This is a genomic window from Sedimentibacter hydroxybenzoicus DSM 7310 (assembly GCF_013403245.1).
GTDB lineage: Bacteria > Bacillota > Clostridia > Tissierellales > Sedimentibacteraceae > Sedimentibacter > Sedimentibacter hydroxybenzoicus.
In genome coordinates this window covers 51,214-72,583 of record NZ_JACBNQ010000020.1, presented here as the reverse complement: position 1 = coordinate 72,583, position 21,370 = coordinate 51,214, and the positions used below count along the sequence as shown (strand labels likewise).

General features: G+C 33.7%; 25 protein-coding genes and 1 pseudogene. 6 read left to right on the top strand and 20 right to left on the bottom strand.

Annotation, left to right across the window (positions count from 1 at the left end; translation table 11 throughout):
• The 5 genes and pseudogenes from HZF24_RS14680 to HZF24_RS14660 form a co-directional block, all read right to left on the bottom strand.
• Positions 1-132 (bottom strand): annotated as a pseudogene (locus HZF24_RS14680) (2-amino-4-ketopentanoate thiolase); the annotation flags it as partial.
• Positions 133-245: 113 nt separating this feature from the next.
• Positions 246-1,304, bottom strand: coding sequence for a 2,4-diaminopentanoate dehydrogenase (ord, locus tag HZF24_RS14675; RefSeq protein WP_179239095.1), 1,059 nt, complete (start codon positions 1,302-1,304; stop codon positions 246-248).
• Positions 1,305-1,588: 284 nt separating this feature from the next.
• Positions 1,589-2,980, bottom strand: a complete 1,392-nt coding sequence (locus HZF24_RS14670) for a sigma-54 interaction domain-containing protein (RefSeq protein WP_179239094.1) — start codon at positions 2,978-2,980, stop codon at positions 1,589-1,591.
• A gap of 122 nt (positions 2,981-3,102) precedes the next feature.
• A complete protein-coding gene (locus HZF24_RS14665) occupies positions 3,103-4,284 on the bottom strand; it encodes a cation:proton antiporter (RefSeq protein WP_322790748.1) in 1,182 nt (393 codons plus the stop codon).
• Positions 4,277-4,603 (bottom strand): hypothetical protein, encoded by a 327-nt coding sequence (locus HZF24_RS14660; RefSeq protein WP_246346156.1) that lies wholly within the window; start codon positions 4,601-4,603, stop codon positions 4,277-4,279. Before HZF24_RS14660 ends, HZF24_RS14665 begins: the two co-directional genes overlap by 8 nt.
• A 194-nt stretch (positions 4,604-4,797) precedes the next feature.
• Between HZF24_RS14660 and HZF24_RS14655 the strand changes: the two genes are divergently transcribed.
• On the top strand, positions 4,798-5,346 hold the full coding sequence (locus tag HZF24_RS14655) for a DNA-3-methyladenine glycosylase I (RefSeq protein ID WP_179239091.1): 549 nt from the start codon (positions 4,798-4,800) through the stop codon (positions 5,344-5,346).
• 50 nt (positions 5,347-5,396) lie between these two features.
• Here the strand turns inward: HZF24_RS14655 and HZF24_RS14650 are convergent, their stop codons facing one another.
• The 4 genes from HZF24_RS14650 to HZF24_RS14635 all read right to left on the bottom strand — a co-directional run bounded on the left by HZF24_RS14650 (position 5,397) and on the right by HZF24_RS14635 (position 8,144).
• A complete protein-coding gene (locus HZF24_RS14650; protein WP_179239090.1) occupies positions 5,397-6,296 on the bottom strand; it encodes a DMT family transporter in 900 nt (299 codons plus the stop codon).
• Positions 6,297-6,323: 27 nt separating this feature from the next.
• Positions 6,324-6,746, bottom strand: coding sequence for a PPC domain-containing DNA-binding protein (locus HZF24_RS14645; protein ID WP_179239089.1), 423 nt, complete (start codon positions 6,744-6,746; stop codon positions 6,324-6,326).
• A 118-nt stretch (positions 6,747-6,864) separates the two neighbouring features.
• Positions 6,865-7,227 carry an arsenate reductase family protein gene (locus tag HZF24_RS14640; protein WP_179239088.1) on the bottom strand — a complete coding sequence of 121 codons (363 nt, stop codon included), beginning with the start codon at positions 7,225-7,227 and terminating at the stop codon, positions 6,865-6,867.
• A gap of 194 nt (positions 7,228-7,421) precedes the next feature.
• On the bottom strand, positions 7,422-8,144 hold the full coding sequence (locus HZF24_RS14635) for a C40 family peptidase (RefSeq protein WP_179239087.1): 723 nt from the start codon (positions 8,142-8,144) through the stop codon (positions 7,422-7,424).
• Between the two features lie 212 nt (positions 8,145-8,356).
• On the opposite strand from HZF24_RS14635, the gene HZF24_RS14630 reads away from it, so the two are divergent.
• On the top strand, positions 8,357-8,836 hold the full coding sequence (locus HZF24_RS14630; protein WP_179239086.1) for a hypothetical protein: 480 nt from the start codon (positions 8,357-8,359) through the stop codon (positions 8,834-8,836).
• 84 nt (positions 8,837-8,920) lie between these two features.
• Here HZF24_RS14630 and HZF24_RS14625 read toward each other — a convergent pair whose 3' ends face one another.
• From HZF24_RS14625 to HZF24_RS14615, 3 genes are read right to left on the bottom strand one after another with little or no spacing between them, the layout of a single operon-like run.
• Positions 8,921-9,628 carry a PrsW family intramembrane metalloprotease gene (locus HZF24_RS14625; RefSeq protein WP_179239085.1) on the bottom strand — a complete coding sequence of 236 codons (708 nt, stop codon included), beginning with the start codon at positions 9,626-9,628 and terminating at the stop codon, positions 8,921-8,923.
• A 46-nt stretch (positions 9,629-9,674) separates the two neighbouring features.
• Positions 9,675-10,037: an alpha/beta hydrolase family protein gene (locus HZF24_RS14620; RefSeq protein WP_179239084.1), complete on the bottom strand. Its 363-nt coding sequence runs from the start codon at positions 10,035-10,037 to the stop codon at positions 9,675-9,677.
• A 57-nt stretch (positions 10,038-10,094) separates the two neighbouring features.
• Positions 10,095-10,808, bottom strand: a complete 714-nt coding sequence (locus HZF24_RS14615; RefSeq protein WP_179239083.1) for a polysaccharide deacetylase family protein — start codon at positions 10,806-10,808, stop codon at positions 10,095-10,097.
• 434 nt (positions 10,809-11,242) lie between these two features.
• Between HZF24_RS14615 and recQ the strand changes: the two genes are divergently transcribed.
• Positions 11,243-13,408: a DNA helicase RecQ gene (recQ, locus tag HZF24_RS14610; protein WP_179239082.1), complete on the top strand. Its 2,166-nt coding sequence runs from the start codon at positions 11,243-11,245 to the stop codon at positions 13,406-13,408.
• A gap of 19 nt (positions 13,409-13,427) precedes the next feature.
• Here the strand turns inward: recQ and HZF24_RS14605 are convergent, their stop codons facing one another.
• Positions 13,428-14,000, bottom strand: coding sequence for a GNAT family acetyltransferase (locus HZF24_RS14605; protein ID WP_179239081.1), 573 nt, complete (start codon positions 13,998-14,000; stop codon positions 13,428-13,430).
• 283 nt (positions 14,001-14,283) lie between these two features.
• Here HZF24_RS14605 and HZF24_RS14600 point away from each other — a divergent pair, with 283 nt between their 5' ends.
• Positions 14,284-15,153: a GNAT family N-acetyltransferase gene (locus HZF24_RS14600; RefSeq protein WP_179239080.1), complete on the top strand. Its 870-nt coding sequence runs from the start codon at positions 14,284-14,286 to the stop codon at positions 15,151-15,153.
• A gap of 37 nt (positions 15,154-15,190) precedes the next feature.
• Here the strand turns inward: HZF24_RS14600 and HZF24_RS14595 are convergent, their stop codons facing one another.
• The 3 genes from HZF24_RS14595 to HZF24_RS14585 form a co-directional block, all read right to left on the bottom strand.
• On the bottom strand, positions 15,191-15,916 hold the full coding sequence (locus HZF24_RS14595) for a nitroreductase family protein (protein WP_179239079.1): 726 nt from the start codon (positions 15,914-15,916) through the stop codon (positions 15,191-15,193).
• Positions 15,913-16,455: a flavodoxin family protein gene (locus tag HZF24_RS14590; protein ID WP_179239078.1), complete on the bottom strand. Its 543-nt coding sequence runs from the start codon at positions 16,453-16,455 to the stop codon at positions 15,913-15,915. The genes HZF24_RS14595 and HZF24_RS14590 overlap by 4 nt, the downstream gene beginning before the upstream one ends.
• Positions 16,456-16,522: 67 nt before the next feature.
• Positions 16,523-16,945, bottom strand: a complete 423-nt coding sequence (locus tag HZF24_RS14585) for a GNAT family N-acetyltransferase (protein WP_179239077.1) — start codon at positions 16,943-16,945, stop codon at positions 16,523-16,525.
• A 229-nt stretch (positions 16,946-17,174) separates the two neighbouring features.
• On the opposite strand from HZF24_RS14585, the gene HZF24_RS14580 reads away from it, so the two are divergent.
• The gene (locus tag HZF24_RS14580; protein ID WP_179239076.1) at positions 17,175-17,717 is read left to right on the top strand and encodes a hypothetical protein; all 543 of its coding nucleotides are present in this window, start codon (positions 17,175-17,177) and stop codon (positions 17,715-17,717) included.
• 66 nt (positions 17,718-17,783) lie between these two features.
• Here HZF24_RS14580 and HZF24_RS14575 read toward each other — a convergent pair whose 3' ends face one another.
• Together HZF24_RS14575 and HZF24_RS14570 are read right to left on the bottom strand one after the other, a co-directional pair.
• Positions 17,784-18,743: a permease prefix domain 1-containing protein gene (locus HZF24_RS14575; protein ID WP_179239075.1), complete on the bottom strand. Its 960-nt coding sequence runs from the start codon at positions 18,741-18,743 to the stop codon at positions 17,784-17,786.
• Complete coding sequence (locus HZF24_RS14570) at positions 18,730-19,074, bottom strand: PadR family transcriptional regulator (protein ID WP_179239074.1); 345 nt, start codon at positions 19,072-19,074, stop codon at positions 18,730-18,732. The genes HZF24_RS14575 and HZF24_RS14570 overlap by 14 nt, the downstream gene beginning before the upstream one ends.
• Before the next feature lie 197 nt (positions 19,075-19,271).
• Here HZF24_RS14570 and HZF24_RS14565 point away from each other — a divergent pair, with 197 nt between their 5' ends.
• Positions 19,272-20,228: an L-threonine 3-dehydrogenase gene (locus tag HZF24_RS14565; protein ID WP_179239073.1), complete on the top strand. Its 957-nt coding sequence runs from the start codon at positions 19,272-19,274 to the stop codon at positions 20,226-20,228.
• A 92-nt stretch (positions 20,229-20,320) separates the two neighbouring features.
• On the opposite strand, the gene HZF24_RS14560 is transcribed toward HZF24_RS14565, so the two are convergent.
• Both HZF24_RS14560 and HZF24_RS14555 read right to left on the bottom strand, forming a co-directional pair.
• Positions 20,321-20,806, bottom strand: a complete 486-nt coding sequence (locus HZF24_RS14560) for a CD3072 family TudS-related putative desulfidase (RefSeq protein ID WP_179239072.1) — start codon at positions 20,804-20,806, stop codon at positions 20,321-20,323.
• Positions 20,807-21,364, bottom strand: coding sequence for a CD3073 family putative ECF transporter S component (locus HZF24_RS14555; protein ID WP_179239071.1), 558 nt, complete (start codon positions 21,362-21,364; stop codon positions 20,807-20,809). It lies immediately after the preceding gene.
• Between the last annotated feature and the right edge of the window lie 6 nt (positions 21,365-21,370).

Sequence of the window (21,370 nt, the reverse complement as noted above, 5' to 3'; positions counted from 1 at the left end):
ATCTTCCTGCAAGTATCCTTTTATCCACATTTCCAATGGTACTTGTTTTGTATCATCTGGTACTTGCGGTGCTCTTTCCGACGGCTCTAATACGTTTCTGTGTATTAAAACCCATTCGCCTTTTTTAATCATTACTACACTCCTTTTTACAATTGACTATAAATTGAATTGTAATTGATAATCAATTGGCTAATTCTTATTTAAATCCATCGCTAATCTATCGCTTATCTATCACCTGTCTATTGTTACTTTACTATTTTACATTCCGGTTCGATTAATTCTCTCATGTCTCCCATTATTGCTCTCGGAACAGGTAATGAAATCATAGTTTGCAAACCCGGTCTCGCATTGATTATCTGAGGAATCATATTAACACACATAGCAATTGTTCCGATTCCGCCCGGTACTTCAGGAGAGTTAACCATATTAACGTTTGGAGTACCTTTAATAATTACATAGTCACCTGTTTGAACGCCAACTTGTTCAGGTTCGATTTGTTGAGGGTGATCCATTTCTATTTTCAATTCTCCGTCGATATATCCGAAGCCCTTCATAGCTACGCCTGCTACGTTGCCTGCAGCAGCAAATCCATAAGGAGATTTTCTGTCTACATCCGTAACTATAGGATCCATAGATGTAGTTACTTTTTCTACATTCCAGCCAATAGCATCAGCAATCATATGTATAGATTCTTCGAATCCAACGTGACCTGCTAATGTACCTGTTTCAACACCTTTTTTAAATTCATCGACAGTTATGCCTATACCCTGTTCATGCATTACAGTTGGGCCGAATGGAGATAAGCTGTTTACTCTTCTTGATACTATATGGTCAACTGATTCGCAGCATCCTGTCATAACAACAACTAATAAGTCCATTATTAAACCTGGGTTTATGCCTGTACCTAAAATAGATACACCGTTTGCTTTAGCTATTTCATCTAATTGTTTAGCATGCTCAGGAGATTGAGCCTGTGGATAAGCCATTTCCTCTGCACTTGATATTACGTTTATCTTTCTTTCCAAACAGAATTTTAATCTGTCAAATGCAACTTTTGTATATGAATCTGTACAGCATAAAACAACGTCAGCTGATTTTTCTTTTATTACATCTTCAGGAGTGCCAATTAATACTTCAGGTCTGTCTCCTCTTTCAACTCCTATTATTTCATACATGCTTTTTCCGAGTTTCGCGCCTCTTCCAACTGCACCTACTATGTCAACACCTTTTTTGTTTAACAGCATTTTAGCCATTCCGGAACCCATAGCTCCAAGTCCCCAAATAATTACTTTTACATTTTGCATTTTACAGCCTCCTATAGTTTTTAATTTATAAGTTTATGAGTAAATTAATAATGATAACATTTGCAAGTTAGTACTCGCATATATAGTTAGCAATATCTATGCCATTATTCAAAAAATGTATACTGCCAAAACCTCTTCCATTTTATAACATTCTAATTTCAATGGTGTGTTCATTCAAATAAAATTTACTTTTATTTATACATTTATAGAATTTTAATAAATAACATAAAAAAACAAGAAAAAAGCAAATATTTTTGCACAAACCGCAAATATTTTTGCTTTTTCTATTTAATTTTATACTTTTTTATTTTGTGCTGTAGTGTTTGACGTTTAATTTTCAGCTCTTCAGCTGATTTGGTTATATTGTATTTATTGTCCCTGAGAGTTTTTTCTATTATCCTTTTTTCTAAATTGCCTAAATATTCTTCTAAACCGTTATCCCCTAATTCCTTTTCCTTTGATGCAAAACTATTTTTCGAATCAAAAATTGTAAAATGGCTCTTATTAAGAATCATATCACTGTCATCCACCATGCTTATTGCCGACATAATAATATTTTCTAACTCTCTTACATTGCCGGAGTATTCGTAATTTAGCAGGCAATCCTGGGCTTCCTTTGAAATTGAAAGAATTTCTCTGTTAAATCTTTCATTGTATTTATTGATAAACTTATTTGCCAAAAGCAATATATCCTCCTGCCTGTCCCTAAGCGGAGGCACATTTAACTGAATTACATTTAATCTGTAATATAAGTCCTTACGAATCCTTCCGCTTTGTAAAATTGCTTCGGGAGACTCATTGCTTGTTGATATAATTCTCACATCTATAGGAATGTCATTGGTTCCTCCAACCCTGCGTATATAATTCTCTTGAAGAACTCTCAGAAGCTTTGCCTGCAGTTCATATGGCATTGAGTTTATTTCATCTAATAAAAGGGTTCCCCCGTTTGCTTGTTCAAACAAACCCGCCCTGTCCACGGCACCTGTAAAGCCACCTTTGGATGTACCGAACAGCAAACCTTCAAGCAGTGATTCAGGCAAAGCAGCACAGTTTTGAGCTATAAAGGGTTTGTCCCTTCTCGCGCTTTCAAAATGTATGCTCTGAGCTATAAGCTCCTTACCTGTACCTGTTTCACCAACTATAAATACAGATGCAGAATTCCGGGAGGCTTTCTTAGCCCTTTTAACGACCTCCATAAAGCTGTCGCTTTTTCCGATTATATTATTAAAATTATATTTTCTGATTTTTTTTGTTTTTGCTTTTTCAGGCTTTCCTATTTCATTTTGCAGCTTTAAAATTGTATGTGACATTTCAGTCATTTTGGTAATATTTTTTGCAACCTCAACAACCGCAATAACCTCGTCATTTATTACCACAGGCAGCGTCGTATTAATAGTAGTTATTTCTCTTCCGTCTTTGTTTAAATAAGTTTGTTTTAAGTTGGACGTAATAATACGAGATTCTAAAGCTTTTAACAAAGTACTGTTTTCTATATTTAAATTTTTAAAAACTTCACTGAAGGGTTTTTTCATTACTTCTTTAGTTTCCATTTTTTCAAGCTTAGACATTGCTTCGTTATAAATTATCGTATTACCGTTTTTATCTAAAACGTGTACACCTTCATCTATATAGCGCAAAATATTTTGCAGTATGGATAGATATTCTTTGGCTTTCATAATGTCCCCCTAAAATAATTCCTTACCTTATTAATTCTATTATACACTGTTTTTTCAATAAAACAAACCCCTTTCATCAGATTTTTTATCTAATAAAAGAGGTTCACTATACTATATGTAGGTTAGTTTTGTTTTATTTCTCCGGCCTTAGTTAAGGCTAGCTTTGTTACTAAAGGTCCTATTAATTCATAAATAATTGTCCCACATAGAATTATCGTTTGAATTTTTAATCCATACTCAGGAACTATAGATGTAGCTATACCTGCTAAGCCTATTGCAACCCCGGCCTGCGGTAACAATGTAAATCCTAAATACTTGGTAACAACCGGCTCAGCTTTCGAAGCTTTTGCTCCGATTGAGGCTCCAAGAACCTTTCCTACTACCCTGAATATAACATAAATCAAACCAATAAAGCCTACCGAAGGCAATACAGTTAAATCTAATTCTGCTCCAGATATTACGAAAAATAAAAGAAATAACGGGTGTGTAATATTGTCTACGTTTTTAAATGTTTCATCACTGTATTTTGATATGTTGGTAAATACTGCTCCCATGACCATGCATACCAACAACGAAGACAAGCCTGCTAAGTTTGATATCCCTATACATAAAAATATCATTGCCAACGCTATGGTTAACCTGCTGCCGTTTCCTGTATACCATGCTATCATAAATTTTAATATAATTCCTGCTACGGCTCCGAACAGCAGTGACCCTATAATTTCAATTAACGGATCTATTAAAGTCATCAATATTGAAACATCACCTGAGCTGCCTATAGACTTGGCCAATGCAACAGATAAACCGAAGCACATCAGAGCAATTGCATCATCGATTGCAACAACAGGCAATAAAGTACTTGTTACCGGCCCCTTTGCATTATACTGTCTTACAACCATCAATGTAGCTGCCGGAGCTGTTGCCGCCGCTATAGCACCTAGCACTAACGAAAAAGATACATCATTTCCGGTTAATATCAAGACTAAATCAACTACTAATACTGCGCACACCGCCTCTGCAAAAGCAATAATAACAGGAGCTTTCCCTACAATCTTTAAGTATGACATCTTAAATTCAGCTCCTATGGAAAAGGCGATAACTCCCAAAGCGATGTCAGGTATAATAGCAAATTTTTCTACGGCATCCAAAGTTAATATGTTCAAGCAATATGGTCCCGCTATCAGACCGATTATAATATATCCTGTTACATGTGGAAACTTAACCTTTTCCACTACCTTAGCAGACAGAATACCTAAAATTAAAGCCAATGATAAATAAGTATAAATGTTTAACAATCTATTCACCAAATCCTTCCGCATTCTTAATAGGAATAGTAAACATAATACCTGTATTCGGCTCACTTAAATCTCCGATAACCTCTTTTATCTTATCCTTTACTTCTGTCACCTGTTCCTCTTTTAATGCAAATAATAATATTTTACTTTTAAGCTTTTCTTCATCAGATATAATATATCTAAGCATGCCAAACATTGGCAAGTCGTTCATGTTTACTAAGCTTTTAGCCATGCCTGCACCATCTATGATAGTACCTCCTCTGACTCCTGATTCAGCCAACTTATGCATGATATCATCCACAAGCTCAACCTTTTTTAAAATAACCATCAAAAGCTCCATTAAATCACCTAACCTTTCTTATTCTAATCAACATTAATTATAATAAATCTAAATTAAGTGTTTGTCAAATTTATATAGTTCACAATTAGGTAGTTCACAATTAAGTCCTGATTAATTATTGCCTGTTACTTAATTAGTTGCTATAATTTATATATACAAATCTGATAATATGAGAGGTAATTATGAACAGATGTCCGTGGTGCGGCAGGGATGAATTGTATGTAAAATATCATGATGAGGAATGGGGAGTGCCCGTTCATGACGATAAGAAGCATTTTGAATTTTTAGTTCTTGAATCTGCTCAAGCAGGTTTAAGCTGGTTTACAGTTCTCAGAAAAAGAGGAAATTACAGAAAAGCATACGATGATTTTGACGCAATTAAGGTTTCTCAATATGACGATAGTAAAATTGAGGAATTGATGCAAAATGCAGGCATAATAAGAAACAGAAGAAAAATTGAAAGTTCAATAAATAATGCCAAAAGATTTTTAGAAATACAACGAGAATTCGGAAGCTTTGATAATTATATATGGAGCTTCACAAACAATAAGGTTGTAAAAAATCATTGGAATGATATATCGGAGGTGCCTGCTGTTTCAGAGTTGTCAGACAAGGTAAGCAAGGATTTGAAGAAGAGAGGTTTTAAATTCCTCGGATCAACGATTATCTATGCTCATCTGCAGGCAACAGGTATAATTAATGACCATTTAACAAGTTGTTTCAGGTATTAATAACTGCAATTAATCGTGGGTATCCCAAGTTAATTGCAGTTATACTGACTTTATAATATAAATAAAATTGATATACCTATTACCGATATAATTGCTCCGAAGATTTCTTTAGGGGATACTTTATCTTTAAAAACATATATTGAAAAAGGAATAATAAGCACAGGACTTATAGATGTTATGGTAGAGGACACTCCGGTGGTTGTATGTTGAACAGCCAATAAACTGAAAGTCACTCCTAAGACAGGACCAAATAATGTTCCCCAAAACAAAGGTTTAAATGCCTCTTTGTTTTTAATATCCACTTTTAACTTGTCCCACCCTTTCATAAACATAAACACAATTGTAAAACCAATCATGCCTGCTATTATACGTATTTGGGTTGCCGCAAAAGGATTATAGCTTCCCATGCCTATTTTGCTCAATACCAATCCTGATGACTGCCCAAGTGCACCTATAAAGGCATAAGCTATTCCCTTAATAGAACGAGATAATTCAAATTTATTTCCTTCAGGATTTTTAACTAATACCACAACAAAAATACCGACTATGGTTATTACCATTCCAAAAAAATCAGATAAGGTTATCATTTCCCTCATGGTTAAAAATCCTAACAAAGCCGTAATAGGTGGAACTAATGCCATAATAAGCATTGATATTCTCGACCCGATTTCTAAAAATGATTGGAATAAGAATAAATCTCCGATAACAAAACCTATAAAACCCGATATACTTAACCATACCCATTGGTGTGAACTTGCATCTAAAGGTAAAACCATTCCCCTTGAAAAAGTTGTAATTAAGCTTATTAATATGAATCCTATAATCAATCTTATATAATTTACGGACAAAGACCCTATCTTTTTACCCGCTAACTCAAAGGCTACAGCGGTAACCGTCCAACAAATTGCCGTAATAAATGAGTATATTTCTCCTAAGTGAGATTGAATCATCATTGCCTCCATGCAATATATTATGCTTTATTCAAATTTAAGCAGGTTAAGGCCGGTTTCTTCATTAAATTCCCTGTCAACAATGCCATCCGAAATATGTATGAACATTTCACATGTAGCACTTACAATTGCCTTACTTAAATGTCCGCCGTATACTTTGTTTTCTATATCCGATGCACTCAAGTGAATGTGAGTATATAATTTACCGTTCATTGTTGTAATACTTCCCGTAAGCGATACTATTTCAAAATCTCCCGTATAATCTTTAGAATAATACTTCTTTTCGGATGTATCAAATAATCCTACAGTAAATTCATTGATTGCTCCAAGGGCATTTACGTTTGCTAACTTAACCTGTTCTTTTTCGCAAATTTCCATTAGCTTCTCAAGAATCTCTTCTCCGTAATCAATTCTTGCGACAATAGTATTATTAAATCTTTTGTATTCCATAATTCCTCCTGATAAGTTTATTCATAAACAGATTTAAACTGTATGGATATCAAATTACTTGTATTACTCTATTATACCACATATTATGATGTTTAAAATATTAATATTTAAAGTATCCTTATTTAATTTTTAATTTATCCTTCCACTCATCTTCCTTAAACCCTACCAATAATATATCTTCTCCTACAAGAACAGGTCTTTTTACAAGCATGCCTTCAGATGCCAAAAGCTTGATTTGTTCATCTTCTGTCATTTCATTCAGTCTTTCCTTAACATTTAAATCCTTATACAGTGCGCCGCTGGTATTAAAAAATTTCTTTAAAGGATAGTCACTTTTCTCTATCCACCCTTTAAGTTCATTTTCTTTTGGATTTTCTTCTTTAATAGGTCTTTCCTCAAATTCAATATTATTTTTCTCAAGCCATCCCTTGGCCTTTTTACATGTACTTCATTTTGAATAACAAATAAATTGGTACTTCATATTTCTCCTCCGTTACAAAATATTATTAAACAGTCTCATTCACCAATTCATCTGCTTCTTGCGTCGCATAAATTGGGAATTCAACGTATTATAGCCTTCGCTGTTCTGCTCTGTCGCTTGAGCAAATAGGGTCAGAGCAGAAAAAAGCTTTCTATGACTTTTTAGCCATAGAAAGCTTATTATTCAATTTTAACTTAGTTTATAACTCTTGTTGAACCATAATAATAATTAGCAAAATATCCCGTTGTTAACGAACTAATCTTAACAGTGTCTCCGGGTACCGTTGAATGAATAAAATTACCGTCACCTACGTATATTCCCACATGACTTAAATTTGAAGAGCTTTTTGTATATTTAAAAAACACTAAATCCCCGGGCATCAATTGTGATTCTTCTACAGGTGTACCTACAGAATATTGTTCTGTTGAACTTCTTGGCATAATCACACCGAAATTGGACATTACGTATTGCACAAATCCTGAGCAATCAAAACCCTTAATTGTGTTTCCACCGGCTAAATATGGTGTACCAATAAGTGTTTTAGCATATTCAACGATACCATTTCCATCGTAATTTGCAGTATCTATAATAGTTACATATTCAGCAGATACATAAGCAGCTTGAGAGTCATAGATTATTTCATACCACTCTTCAGTTTCAGATTTTATTTCAATGGTTGTCCCAAGAGAAAGCTTACCTAGCTTCTCATAATCAATAGAAGGACCGCTTCTGATATTTAATATCTCAACATTAACCATACCCTTTTTCTCAGTAGCTTCAGGTTCAGTTTCCTCATTTTGTTCAGCAGCTTGTACATTCTGTTCATCTTCTATTACTACCTCTGCAGCAAAAGCGATATTTAACAGCATTAATGATGATATTCCGGTAATTATAAGTATTTTTCTAAAATTTATCATATGTATATTCCTTGTTTAGAATTTGAAAACGATTATTTAATTATAGTATCAAAATTTGTTGTTTTAGTCAATGGTAACATTCTTAATTAAGACAAATTAAGACAAATACGAATAAGCAAAAACTATTAACTTGAATATGAGTCCATTTTTTCTTAAAAAACATATAATGAAATAAATAACATGTTTTAAGAAAATTTAAGGAGAGATATTAATTGAATTGCTATAGTAATAATTATAATAAATATAAGTATGAAAATTATGTATATCAAAATTCATGGTTTGATGTATTTATGAATGAAGTGCCTGTCAGTAGCGAATATGGATTTATCGAGCTTCAAGTGACTAAAGATCTTGGCAGGGAAATTGCTGCAGGTTCTGTGTTAACAATTTATGTAAATCATAATGGTGATCAAATTCCTGTAGTTAAATTAGATATAACTCAAAATCCGACATTAATCAGACTTCCGATTGCACATCCTTCAGGTACATTGGTCAGAGGAGCTGAATACTATTTCACTCCATATAATTTAACTATTGAGAACGAAGGCTACTATAATATAGCAACACATAATATTCGGCTTTTTCCAAATATAGCAGCTATGTTCTTTTATAACTTCAATAGGATAATACCCGGTGAACTTAATCACGAAGAAATTACTATTATTCCTCCTCACCCAAGGGATCAGACATAGCGTTTTTCAGCAGTTTAAGCGGGGAATCGAACCCCGCTTAAATCAGGCAAGCAGTTTAAATCTTTAAGCGATTGTCGGATCTGTTTAAAGCATATCATCATTATCACTATTTACATCATTTTTAGAATCCTTATAATATAAATTTAATTTCTTTAAATTTGCAATCCACAAATAAATTACAAAGGGAACGAATAGCAACATTAATAGTTCTAAGTTTGACATTAAAATAAAATCAAATATTCCATGCAATATAACAGGTACCGTCAATGATTTACTTAAGAAATGACGGTTATGCTCCGGGGTCGCTGAAAATTTTGCAAGAGAAAGATAATAACCCATTGTCACAGCAAACAGCATGTGTGCGGGAACAGATAAAACTGCCCTATATAATCCTATTGATTCAACGTCCGAAAATCTGAACACAACGTACATTATATTTTCAATTGTTGCAAATCCAAGTGCCGACATTACACAATAAACAATACCGTCAAGCTTTTCATTATAAACAGGGTTGAAATATACGTATTTCAATACAACCCGTCTTTTAAAATATTCTTCCGTAAATCCTGCAACAATAAAGGATATATAGAAAATTCCCAATATGCCGCCAAAAAAATTAAAGCTTAATAAAAAGTTCTCCACTATTATTGTTGGAACAACAGAAATCATACCCATAAAAAATACTTTTAACAGCATCCCAATAGGCTCTCTGTCGTGTCTGTCAAATAAATAAAAAATCAATCCCAGGGCTATACCCGGTGTAATTGCGGTAATAAATAAGTTCAATTTCATAATTCCTCTTATGTTTTAAATTATAGTTCAGTCAATATTCACAATATTACAAATACCTTCCGAGCCAGTTTATGCTTTCTTCCATCATATTTGTAGTAACAAAATTAAATTCCTCTAAATTTCTGAATATTACATCCCAAAAGTATTGTTTAGCCATATCCCAGCCATAATCATTCAGGCGGTTCCTTTCGCCATGATAAATTGCATCCGGAATTACCACCTGGTATCCGACGGAGGATAATATAAATCCTCTTAAACGCTGAAATTCCTTATTTGAACTCCATCCATGATAAAATACTACCGTAGGTATTGGTCCTTTCACTTCTATTGGTCTGAAAATTATTGCAGGTATTTCCTGTATCCTTATCTTTTCTTCAACAATAAAATTTGATTTTAAATAATCAGTCATAGCAACTCCTTTAGGGCATCATTTGTACGGAACTTAAAGCTCCTTAAGCCAGTAATTTTAATTATTGAATTGAGCAAAAAAACTTACCTGGTTAATACCGGTCGGCCTGTTAATTCTTTTTAATTCATACAATTCATCCTCATTGCCACGCAGAGAATTTACGCCTATGTTGCATGTTATTGTAGATATGAAGCCCATATCTCTAAGTATTTCATTACATTCTTTACATGAAAAACCGTAAGGATACGTAAATGCCTTTGGGGAATAACCGGTTTTTTCTTTAATTAATTGCTGAAGCTTTCCTACATCTCTTAAAATAGCTTCTTTGTATCTTTCATATGATTCACCCTTCATTATCCTGCATCCTTGTCGATTGTCCAAGGTATGCATTGAATAAGTATGGTTTTGTATTTCAACGTATCCGGAATCAATAAGTTCATTAATCTGAGTCCAGTTCAAATATGGATCCGGATAATTATTTTCCGAGCTTTTTTCAACATATTCGCCCACTATTGAAACTACAGCCTTACAGTCGTATTTTTCCAATATCGGAAGCGCATACCTGATGATATTGGAATAACCGTCATCAAATGTCAGCATAATGGGCTTTTCCGGTAAATCTATGCCATTGTATTCAAATGCTATTAAATCTTCAACCACTACAGTAGTATAACCTTGATTTTTTAAATAAATTATATCTTCCTCAAGTTCTTTTTGTGATATTGTATACTTGCCTAACAGTTTAGAGTTTTTACTAACATTATGATACATTATAATCGGAAGCTCTAAGGATGGTTTTGTCAATACCTGTATAGCATCATGTCCTTTAAAAAATGAAATTGAAACAACAATAGTAATTATAATTATTATAGTTTTTAATGTTGACTTTTTTATAAACAGCAGAATAAAATCACCCCCCTCATTTCATGTATACTAAAGCTTATGCATAAACAGCTTGGTTCATGACGTATGGGATGTACCATAAAACTGACAACGAATTGTGTAATGCTTAATATTGTCTTTATATTATAATACAATAAATCCTTTTTTACAATTTATACTGACAAATTTTGTATAACATCAATACAGAAAATTGATATTAGCATTCAATTTACTTTATTGCAATATACGGTCAAAATTGTTATACTATATACAAATAATATACAGCTATTTTAGTTAAGAATTAGTTAAATCCGGAGGTACAAATGATAAATAATGCTTTAGAATTACTAAAAAAATATTATGGGTTTGAATCATTCAGAAATGGACAAGAAGAAGTTATTCATAATATCCTAACGCATAAAGATGTACTTGCCATAATGCCTACAGGCGGCGGAAAATCCATTTGCTATCAAATACCTGCTATGATGATGGAGGGTACCACCATAGTTATATCACCTCTTATTTCATTAATGAAAGATCAGGTTGATACATTGAAACAATTAAATATACCTTCGGCATTTATTAACAGCTCCTTGTCATTAAGTGAATTGAGAAGGATCATACATGAAGCTGAAAATAATAAGTACAAACTTATTTATGTAGCTCCTGAGAGGTTGGAAAACGAAAATTTTATAGAATTAATCAAGAATATTAAAATATCCATGATTGCTGTTGATGAAGCACATTGTGTCTCACAATGGGGTCATGACTTCAGACCAAGCTACCTGAAAATTAAAAATTTGAGAGGCTCAGGTCAAAACCTTATCATATCATCATTTACTGCTACTGCAACCCCTTCCGTTAAAGAAGATATAATAAATTTAATTGGCTTGAAAAATCATTTTGAAATCACAACAGGCTTTGACAGAGAAAATCTAACTTTTAATGTTTTACGGGCTGATAAAAAATTATCTTATATTTTAAAATATGTGGAAGAAAACAAAAATAAACAGGGCATCATCTATTGCCTTACAAGAAAAGCTACTGAAGAAGTTTGTAATAAGCTTGTAAGCTCCGGTTTTAATGCAGTGAAATATCATGCGGGTCTCAGTGATATGGAAAGAAACAAAAATCAAGATGAGTTTTTATATGATAACGCTAATATTATAGTTGCAACAAATGCTTTCGGCATGGGAATAGATAAATCAGATATCAGATATGTAATACATTACAATATGCCTAAAAATATAGAAAGCTATTATCAGGAAGCAGGCAGAGCAGGACGTGACGGTGAGCCGGCAGATTGCATTCTTTTATTTAGCCCTTCCGACATAGTAATGAATAATTTTCTTATAGAAAACAGCGGTGAAAGCTTAGACAAATCAAAAGAATATGAAAAATTAAGGGAAATGATAAATTATTGCAATACCGATAAATGTTTAAGGAAATTTGTAATCAGTTATTTTGACAAAAGCTATGATAAAGAAAATTGTAATAATTGCAGCAATTGTTTAAGTGATATAGAAAGTACTGATATTACCGTAGAAGCACAAAAAATACTTTCCTGCATTTATAGAACCGGACAAAGATTTGGCATGAATTTAGTTATAGATGTATTGAAAGGCAGTAACAATGCAAAGATTAAGTCACTTAACTTTAATACATTAAGCACTTACGGAATTATGAAAGAATACAGCCGCGAAACTCTTAATGAACTGATTTCTTACTTGGTTTCTGACGGATATATTAATATTACAGGAGATAAGTATCCAACATTAAATATTTTACCTTCGGGTTTTTTTACACTAAAGGGAAAACAAAAAGTTATCATAAAGAAAGTAATCAGCAAGAAAACGGATAAAAACCATGATAAATCGGCATATGACAAATCATTGTTTGAAAAATTAAGGTTCAAAAGAAAAGAAATTGCCGATTCTTTAAAAATTCCTCCGTTTATTGTGTTTTCCGATGCTTCATTAAAAGATATGTGTCTTAAATATCCTGTAAACAAGCAGGAATTTTTAAGCATAATCGGAGTCGGTGAAACAAAGGCAGAAAAATACGGTGCAGAGTTTACCGAAATTATAAAAAGCTATGCGGAACAAAATAATATTCAAAAAAACAAAGCTGAATCAGCTATCTCTACCATAGATTCAGCGACAGCAACAAATAATAATATTAGTAAGAGTAAAGAAGATACAAGGACTATAAGTTATAAGCTTTATAAAGAAGGGAAATCAATTTCTGAAATATCAAATATAAGAAAGCTTAACTCTCAAACAATTGAAGGACACTTAATTGATTGTGCAAAGCTTGGATATGAAATTAATTTTTATGACTTTATATCAAAAGAACATGAAGATTTGATAATACAAAAGTATATTGAACTGAATACAGACAAGTTAAAGCCAATTAAAGAATCATTGCCCCCTGAAATAACATATACAGAAATAAAATTTGCATTATGCAAAACACAGATTGCTAAATAAGTGGGCGCTCGTCCCCCGCTTATTTAATAGTTCTCCGTGTTTTCTTTGATGTATCATAGCAAAGGACGAAAAGCTTATCGCCGTGAAATTCGAACTCCTTTACAACGTCACACCCTAATTTTCTTGAATGAGCTTGAAATGACCTTTGATTGGATTGATCCACATAAGTCACCAAAACAGGGTATCTGTCCTTCATCAAAAGTCTCGAGCATTCGAACAAATTAAATAATACTCCGGTTCCTCTGTAATCCTTGTCTATACAGGCAGGTCCGTACTGGTATGAATTATCTGCCGATAATACTCTATCCTTATACTTAATGTTGGGCAAATCATCAATCATGGGATGAAATACCGGCCATTCCTGCCAGAACCTCCATGATGCAGAGTTAGCAAAACCAATCATTCTATCTCCATCATAAGCTACCGCTAAACCTTTTTCTTCTTCTATTAATCTTTTTAACTTTTTCTCGGAAAAAAAGGTTCCGATACATCCACCCGGCTTATCTTCTTTACTGATTGAATTCTTATGATATTTTTTCTCCAATAACAAAATACCCGGAATGTCCTTTATCTCAGCACTACGATAGTTCATTTTTCCTCCCAATTAAATCAATTATTTCTTAATAAAAGATATCCTGAATTTGCCCTCTTTCATTAAGCATATATATTAACTGTAATTCTATACTTTGATTATACTCTATCATAGCGAGATTATAAAGAATTATTGAGAATTATTGGAATTAATAAAATTCTTAATTACTTAATTATACATCTCACATATAAAGAAGGCATAAATAGTGGAAATGTTTTCAGATATGGGTTATAATTTAGTTAATACATAAAAAACTCAACCGTTGTTTAAGGAGTTTAACAATATGAAAAATATAACCAAAAGACCATTTATGATTCTTTCGGATTTTTTAGCAGTATATAAGTTTATGATTGATATTTACGAAAAAGACTGGAGGAATGGCGTTCCGGCCCCCTTTCTGGAATATGCACTTTCATCGGGATGGGCAGATAAGACGATGAGCCATCGGAACATGATCTGGGAAAATGATGGCAGAATTGTTGGATTCTGTTTCTATGAAAGTCACATTGGAGAAGCATTTTTCAGCTTAAGACCGGGGTATGAAGAAATCTCGTCTGAAATGGTTATTCATGCACAGAAATATTTGATTGATAAAGACGGCAATCTTAAACTCAATATTTTCAAGGGACAAAATGCAGTAACCAAAGCTGCTGCAGATGCAGGTTTTGAGCAAGGCGGTGAACATGTTGATATGATTTTTGACTTCAGTAAACAATTAGATTATAAGCTGCCGGACGGCCTAAGCTTTGTGGAACCAGGTAAATTTGACATGGCAAAAATGCTGATATGCTGCTGGAAGGGTTTTGACCACGAAAAAGAAGGACCATGGGACGGTTACGTTGATGATGGATATCATCTATATACTTCACCCCATGCTACGCCAAAGTACCCTGTGGCAATACAGAATAAAGCAGGTGATTACGTATGCTGGGCAGGTATGTGGTGGACGCCTGAAAATAAGCTTGCATATATGGAGCCTTTATGCACTGTACCAGAATATCGAGGCAAAGGTCTTGCGGCTGCAGCATTGTCTGAAATGTACAGAAGAATGAAGACACTCGGTGCAACACATATGACCGGTGGAGGAAGCCAGTTCTATAGCTCAATCGGATATGAGCCAATGATTACCTGGACATATTGGAGAAAGAAATAATTGAAGTTTTGCCCGAGGTCTCTCTCGGGCAATTTAATCAATTCCATTCATTAATGTATTTCTTTATTGATCTGATCATTTCTTTGAAAAATGGTGCGTCTATTTTTCTTTTATAAAATTTTACAGCAAAATCCGAATCCTTAGATTCATTTTTAAGGAACATGTTGTTAATGAATTCTTCTGATATTGTTGGATATACCTCATCAAATACAACACATGATTTGTCAAACCGGTCTCTTATCTGCGGCTTGGTATCGTAATTTCCCATTACAACTAATGTTATTGGCATCGTATATTCGGGCAGATTGAAAAGTTCCCTGTGATATTCGTAGTTTTCCATTATATCACCGATATAACAGGTTCCGATTCCTAAGCTTTCCGCTGCTATTACCGCATTTTGTGCCGCAATCATCCCATCCTGAACTCCAAGCATAAAATCACTTATGCAAGGTCCTTTATAATCGGGAAATGCTTCATTAATGTTTCGTTGCCAAAAAAATCTGTGCCATTTATAGCTGTCGGCTACAAACAATAATGCCAAATCCGCACTTTCTATAAACGGTTGATTGTCACAGCTCTTTGCAAGCTTTGATAAGGTTTCTTTTGATCGTATTTTTATAATACTGTAAGCCATCATATTGCCGGCAGTCGCTCCACGCATTGCTGAATCAATAATATACTGTGCCTGTTCATCTGCTATTTTTGTTTCGTTAAACTTTCTGATAGATGTGTGTGATTTTAATAATTCTATTACGTCGTTCATGATACCCCCATTCCAAGCCTGTTAGCCCAAACTTTGTATTCACTGTTTTCGGCATCCTCTCGGGTAGCTAATCCATAAGCCAATAATGTTCCGCCTTCCTTCCAGTTCAGATACTTGCACAGGGTTTCATAATGTGCTCTTACTCCGTCCATTGCCCATTCATCTTTATCCGCTCCCGCAGAGATTAAATATAGTTTTTTCGGACTTTCTCTGAGCAGTGAATTAACGGAATAGAACCTGTCTATTACTGTTTTCAACTGTGCTGTCAAACCAAAATAATACAGCGGTGATACCAGTACAACTGCATCAGCAGTTAATAAATGTAAAATAATTTCAATCATATCATCGTATTCATGGATACATTTTCCTTCATTTCTGCGGCAGTGATTACAACCGAGGCACGGATTGATTTTCAATTTAGCAGTGTCAATACGTATAACCTCATGACCTGATTGTTCTGCTCCTTCACAAAATTCATCTGCTAGAAATGAAGTTGTTCCATTTTTGTGCGGACTACCCGTTAGCACTAGAATTTTCATATCGTCTCCCCTTACTTCCTAATATAATTTGTCCTATTATATCACAAAACTTAACGTTTTAGGCGATTTATTTGAATTCGTTCTTTAAAATTGAATACATATAGCTGTCTTCAAAACCTACGTTGCTTTTATATTTCTGCCTTGCTAATCCTTCTAATTTCATTCCGGCCTTTTGCATCACTTTTCCCGAAGCGAGATTGTTTATTGAATGATAGGATTCTATTCTGTTAAATCCTACAATTTCAAAAGCAAATTTTAATACTTCCTTAAATGCCTCCGAAGCGATACCCATCCCCCAATATCTTCTGCTTATACTGTATGCAAAATCTCCCCGCATATCACCTTCATTAACTACAAATAAACCAATAGCCCCTATTGGTTCATCGCTGTCGCTTGTCCAATTGTTATATACAGCTTCCGTATCATCAACAGTAAACCGTCTCAAAATTAACCTGTCTGTTGTAAGAGTTATGGTTCCTGCATGATTCATATAATCACCTCAATTTTATAGTATCTAACATTTATTTATACTTATTTTACCATAATATACTATGCTATTATGTTTGTAAATAACAATAGCAATTTTATCTTTATTCCTTTATTTACAGCGATTATTGTTTCATATAATTTATCGGAATTAACTGTGGGAAATCCTTACAAATAATGATATAATATAGATAATACAGATAAAAAAGACATGTATGCTTGGAGGTTGATTAATGAAAAGAACAAATAATTTCGTTTTTATTATTCTATGTTTAATTATATTAATTTTTGCCGGGTGCAGTAAAAATGAAGAAGAAAATGCGCAGCAGGTTGCAAAGGATTTTATTTCAGATTTATATACGGTAAGCAGCGAAGAAGTTGGAAATTATAGCTCCTTAAAGAATGCATCTCCTTCGGAAGCAATGGAATTGGATTTGAATACTGCGGTACATGTTAATGATGATATTTTAAAATCATTAATGACAGAGGATGGATATGAGGTATTATTGAAAAACAGACAAAATTTAAAATTTACCGAAATATGCTACAGAGAAAATTTTACAATGCAAGTTACCGGAATCCAATTATCAGAAAACTACGCTGATATTGATAATAATGAAGCCGATTACAGCTTTGAAGTTAATTTAAAGCTAATTTCGGATGATAGCACAGAAACTGAAGGCACAGCCAAGGGAAAATTATTACTCAGCAAAACCGATGATAATTGGAAAATTGCAGGATATAGACAGGGGACATTTCCTGACTTTTTAAAATAGCCTGATCAGATGCAGAAAAATGCCGATACCCGAGTATCGGCATTTCGTTTATTTTACAAGACATTTTTATCTTTCATCTACAATTGCACTGATTGCTCCATATAAAATACCTGCTACCGGCCATATAATCCATGACATTGCCCAATTGTATGTTGTGAAGCTATATCCAAGATAAGCCGCAACAATTACGCACCAATACACGCTTGAAACGATTCTTGATATTTTGTTGGATTTCCTTTTTAAAGAGTAATCTCCCTGCTGCAACAGTATGTTGCATGTACCGTTAACGGCACTTTTACTGATTAGATTGTATGTGGAAAATGCAACTATAAATAAGGTAATAACTACGGATAACACACTCAATCCTTCGGTCTCAAATACAAGCGGTATGACAATAACCGGCAATGCACTTAAAATGTACAATATAACGGACGTACTTACTGCTGACCTGTATATAGGTTCATCCTCTTCCAATATGCCACGTACCATTTGCTCTGTTTTATAGTCTGTTTCAAATAAATCATACTTAAGGTAATCATATTTTTCAAGTTTTCCTGAAAATCTTATTATATATGATACTCCTGCGGCTACCGAAGCAATTAATGCGACCAGTCCGATAGCAATTAACGCCTCTTCCTTTACACGAACCATATTTAATTCACTTAGTCCAAGCAATAAAAGCAATACTACGGGGGATATTATGCATAACAATATTCCCAAGCTGATTTTTGGTGTTGCTTCTTTAGTAATTTCTATATATTTTCGTGCATCTTCATAGGTAATCATAGGTATATCAGATTTGTTCTCCAGTGCATGCTTAATTCCTAAGGTTTCCCCTAACTCATCTAAATTTCCAAATTCTGATATAACAATTCCAATAGCTTCATTTTCAGTTTTTCCACTATCTTTTAACTCATTATATTTGTCTTCCATCATTGCTAACAGTTCCATTTTTGCTTTTGTTACTTCTTCTGTCTGTGGTAATCCTAAAAACATATTGTCAAGATAATTCCTAATTGTATTCATGAAAATTCTCCTTTACTATAAATTTCTCAATAACTTCCCGGGTAATTTCCCACTCTTCACACTTTTCCTTATAGTAGCTTCTTCCTGCATCTGTTATTTTGTAATATGTTCTCGGTTTCCCGTTCGTTTCGCTGCCTGAGAATGCTTCAATAAAACCATTGGATTCCATTCTCTTAAATGCAGAATAAAGGGTTGTTTCCTTCATAATGTATTTTTCATCTGTTAATTCCCGAATTCTTTTGGAAATTTCATATCCATAAGATGGTTCGTTCAGCAAAAGATACAATATCATAGTATCGTTATATCCTCGAATAACATCACTGCTAATCATAAATATACCCCTTCCTGATAATTTTACTACATCTGTCGTACTTCATCTGATAAAGTAATTATATTATATTTACTACGACAGGTCAAGTACTTTTTTTATTTTATTTATTAGACAGATTACTATTTATATTTCATGTTTTTTTTGTTATCATATATATATTAACAAAATATCTTATATTAAAATATGGGAGGTATGTTGTGAGGAAAATATTAATTACGGGAGCATTGGGGCAAATAGGCACTGAATTAACAACGGAAATGCGTAAAGTTTATGGTTTGAACAATGTTGTGGCAAGTAACAGAAGAATAAAGAAAGAGCATGAACAGTTAATCGAATCAGGACCATTTGAAGTCATAGATATCAATGATCCTGTTACATTGGCAGCAGCTGTAGATAAACATAAAATAAATACAATTGTAAATCTAGCGGCAATTCTATCGGCTACAGGAGAAAAGGATCCGAATCAATGCTGGAATATAAATATGAACGGGTTATACAATGTTTTAGAAATAGCCAGAGAAAAAAACTGTATGTTATTCACCCCTTCATCCATTGCTGCTTTCGGTCCTTCTACTCCAAAGGACAAAACTCCCCAGGACACAATACAAAGACCCACCACTATGTACGGAGTAACAAAAGCAGCCGGCGAATTATTATGTGACTATTATTTTAAAAAATTTGGAGTTGATACAAGGGGCGTCCGCTTCCCGGGACTTATTTCGTACAAGACGCTGCCCGGAGGAGGAACGACGGATTATGCTGTACATATTTATTATGAAGCTTTGCAGAAACAAAAATACGTTAGCTTTATCCAAAAAGGAACATATATGGATATGATGTACATGCCTGATGCCATAAATGCTATTATTGATTTAATTGAGGCAGATTCAAGCAAATTAAAACATCGCAACGCTTTTAATGTTACCGCTATGAGCTTTGAGCCCGAAATGATAGCTGCATCCATAAGAAAATTCATACCGGATTTTGAACTGAATTACGACGTTGACCCGATAAGGCAGGAAATAGCAAACTCGTGGCCCGATTCATTAGATGATTCGGCAGCCAGAGAAGAATGGGGCTGGAACCCGAAATATGATTTAGATGCAATGACGAAAGACATGCTTGAGAAATTGAAAACAAAATTAAATATTTAAGAACAAAAAATGAGATTCTTTACTACCGACAGGATAACAACAACCGAAATTTTCAATAAAGCTCATGCTGCCTCAACGAGACAGCATGAGCTTTATTTTATCAATTTATGTAATTCAACAATGAACTCATTGCTTCTTTCACCGTCATGGTAGTCTGTAAATACATCTATATATTCAAGCCGGATATTTTCTTTATTTAATATGTTCATAAGCTCTTCCATCAAGATTCCTTTATTGCCGTTTATACTGCACGTAGGACTTTCATTTATTCCTATGATTCCCAAAACTTCATAACCATTGTTTAAATATTCTTTTACAACAATAACAGTATCATCTGCAATTCTTTTATTAATATTTCTGAAATTTTCATTGTCATATTGTTCTTTTGTCATCGGCTCTCTTTTTAATCCTAAATACCTGTATTCAGGACATGGAAGCTGATGTATGCCTATATCATTGTTAATCAATTCGATAATTATATCTTTGTATGCACCCTTAGCTCTTGCCAAAGGATACACCACTGAGTTTTGATTTAATATACAATGAGACACCAATACAATTCGTTTGTTTCTTTCCATTTAATTGGAGCCCTGAGTAAATTTTTGTGGTATCTTGTTTATTAACAGTGATACTATTATACAGCTTGCAATTTTATCAACAATATTGCTTGTAATTCTTGGTATGAAAGCTGCAGTAAAAACGGACTGTCCGGATTTAACCAACCATGTAAAAAATACATCGTTAAAGTCACCTGTAATCCCTCCATAAACGTATGTTGCAATCGGTGTTCCTATAAGAGGTGCAACAACCGATAAAATTAACCCTGTAACAATTGACGTTACAATGTTGAATTTCCACTTTCTTGCTATTAACCCTACTATAATACCTACTGCAATATTAACCAATGCAAATGGAATATTTTTCGGGTTTGTCAATATACCCTGAATTACATTTGTCAATCCTCCTACTGCTGCTCCGTACCAAGGTCCGAACAATGCAGCAGAGAAAATTGTACCAACTGTATCTAAAAACAGCAAAGGTATATTCAATAATCCGACTACAGTTCCTAATACAATATTAATTGCTATTGCTACTGCTGAAAAAACCAATTTAAAATTAGAGTTATTTCTATTCATGACTGC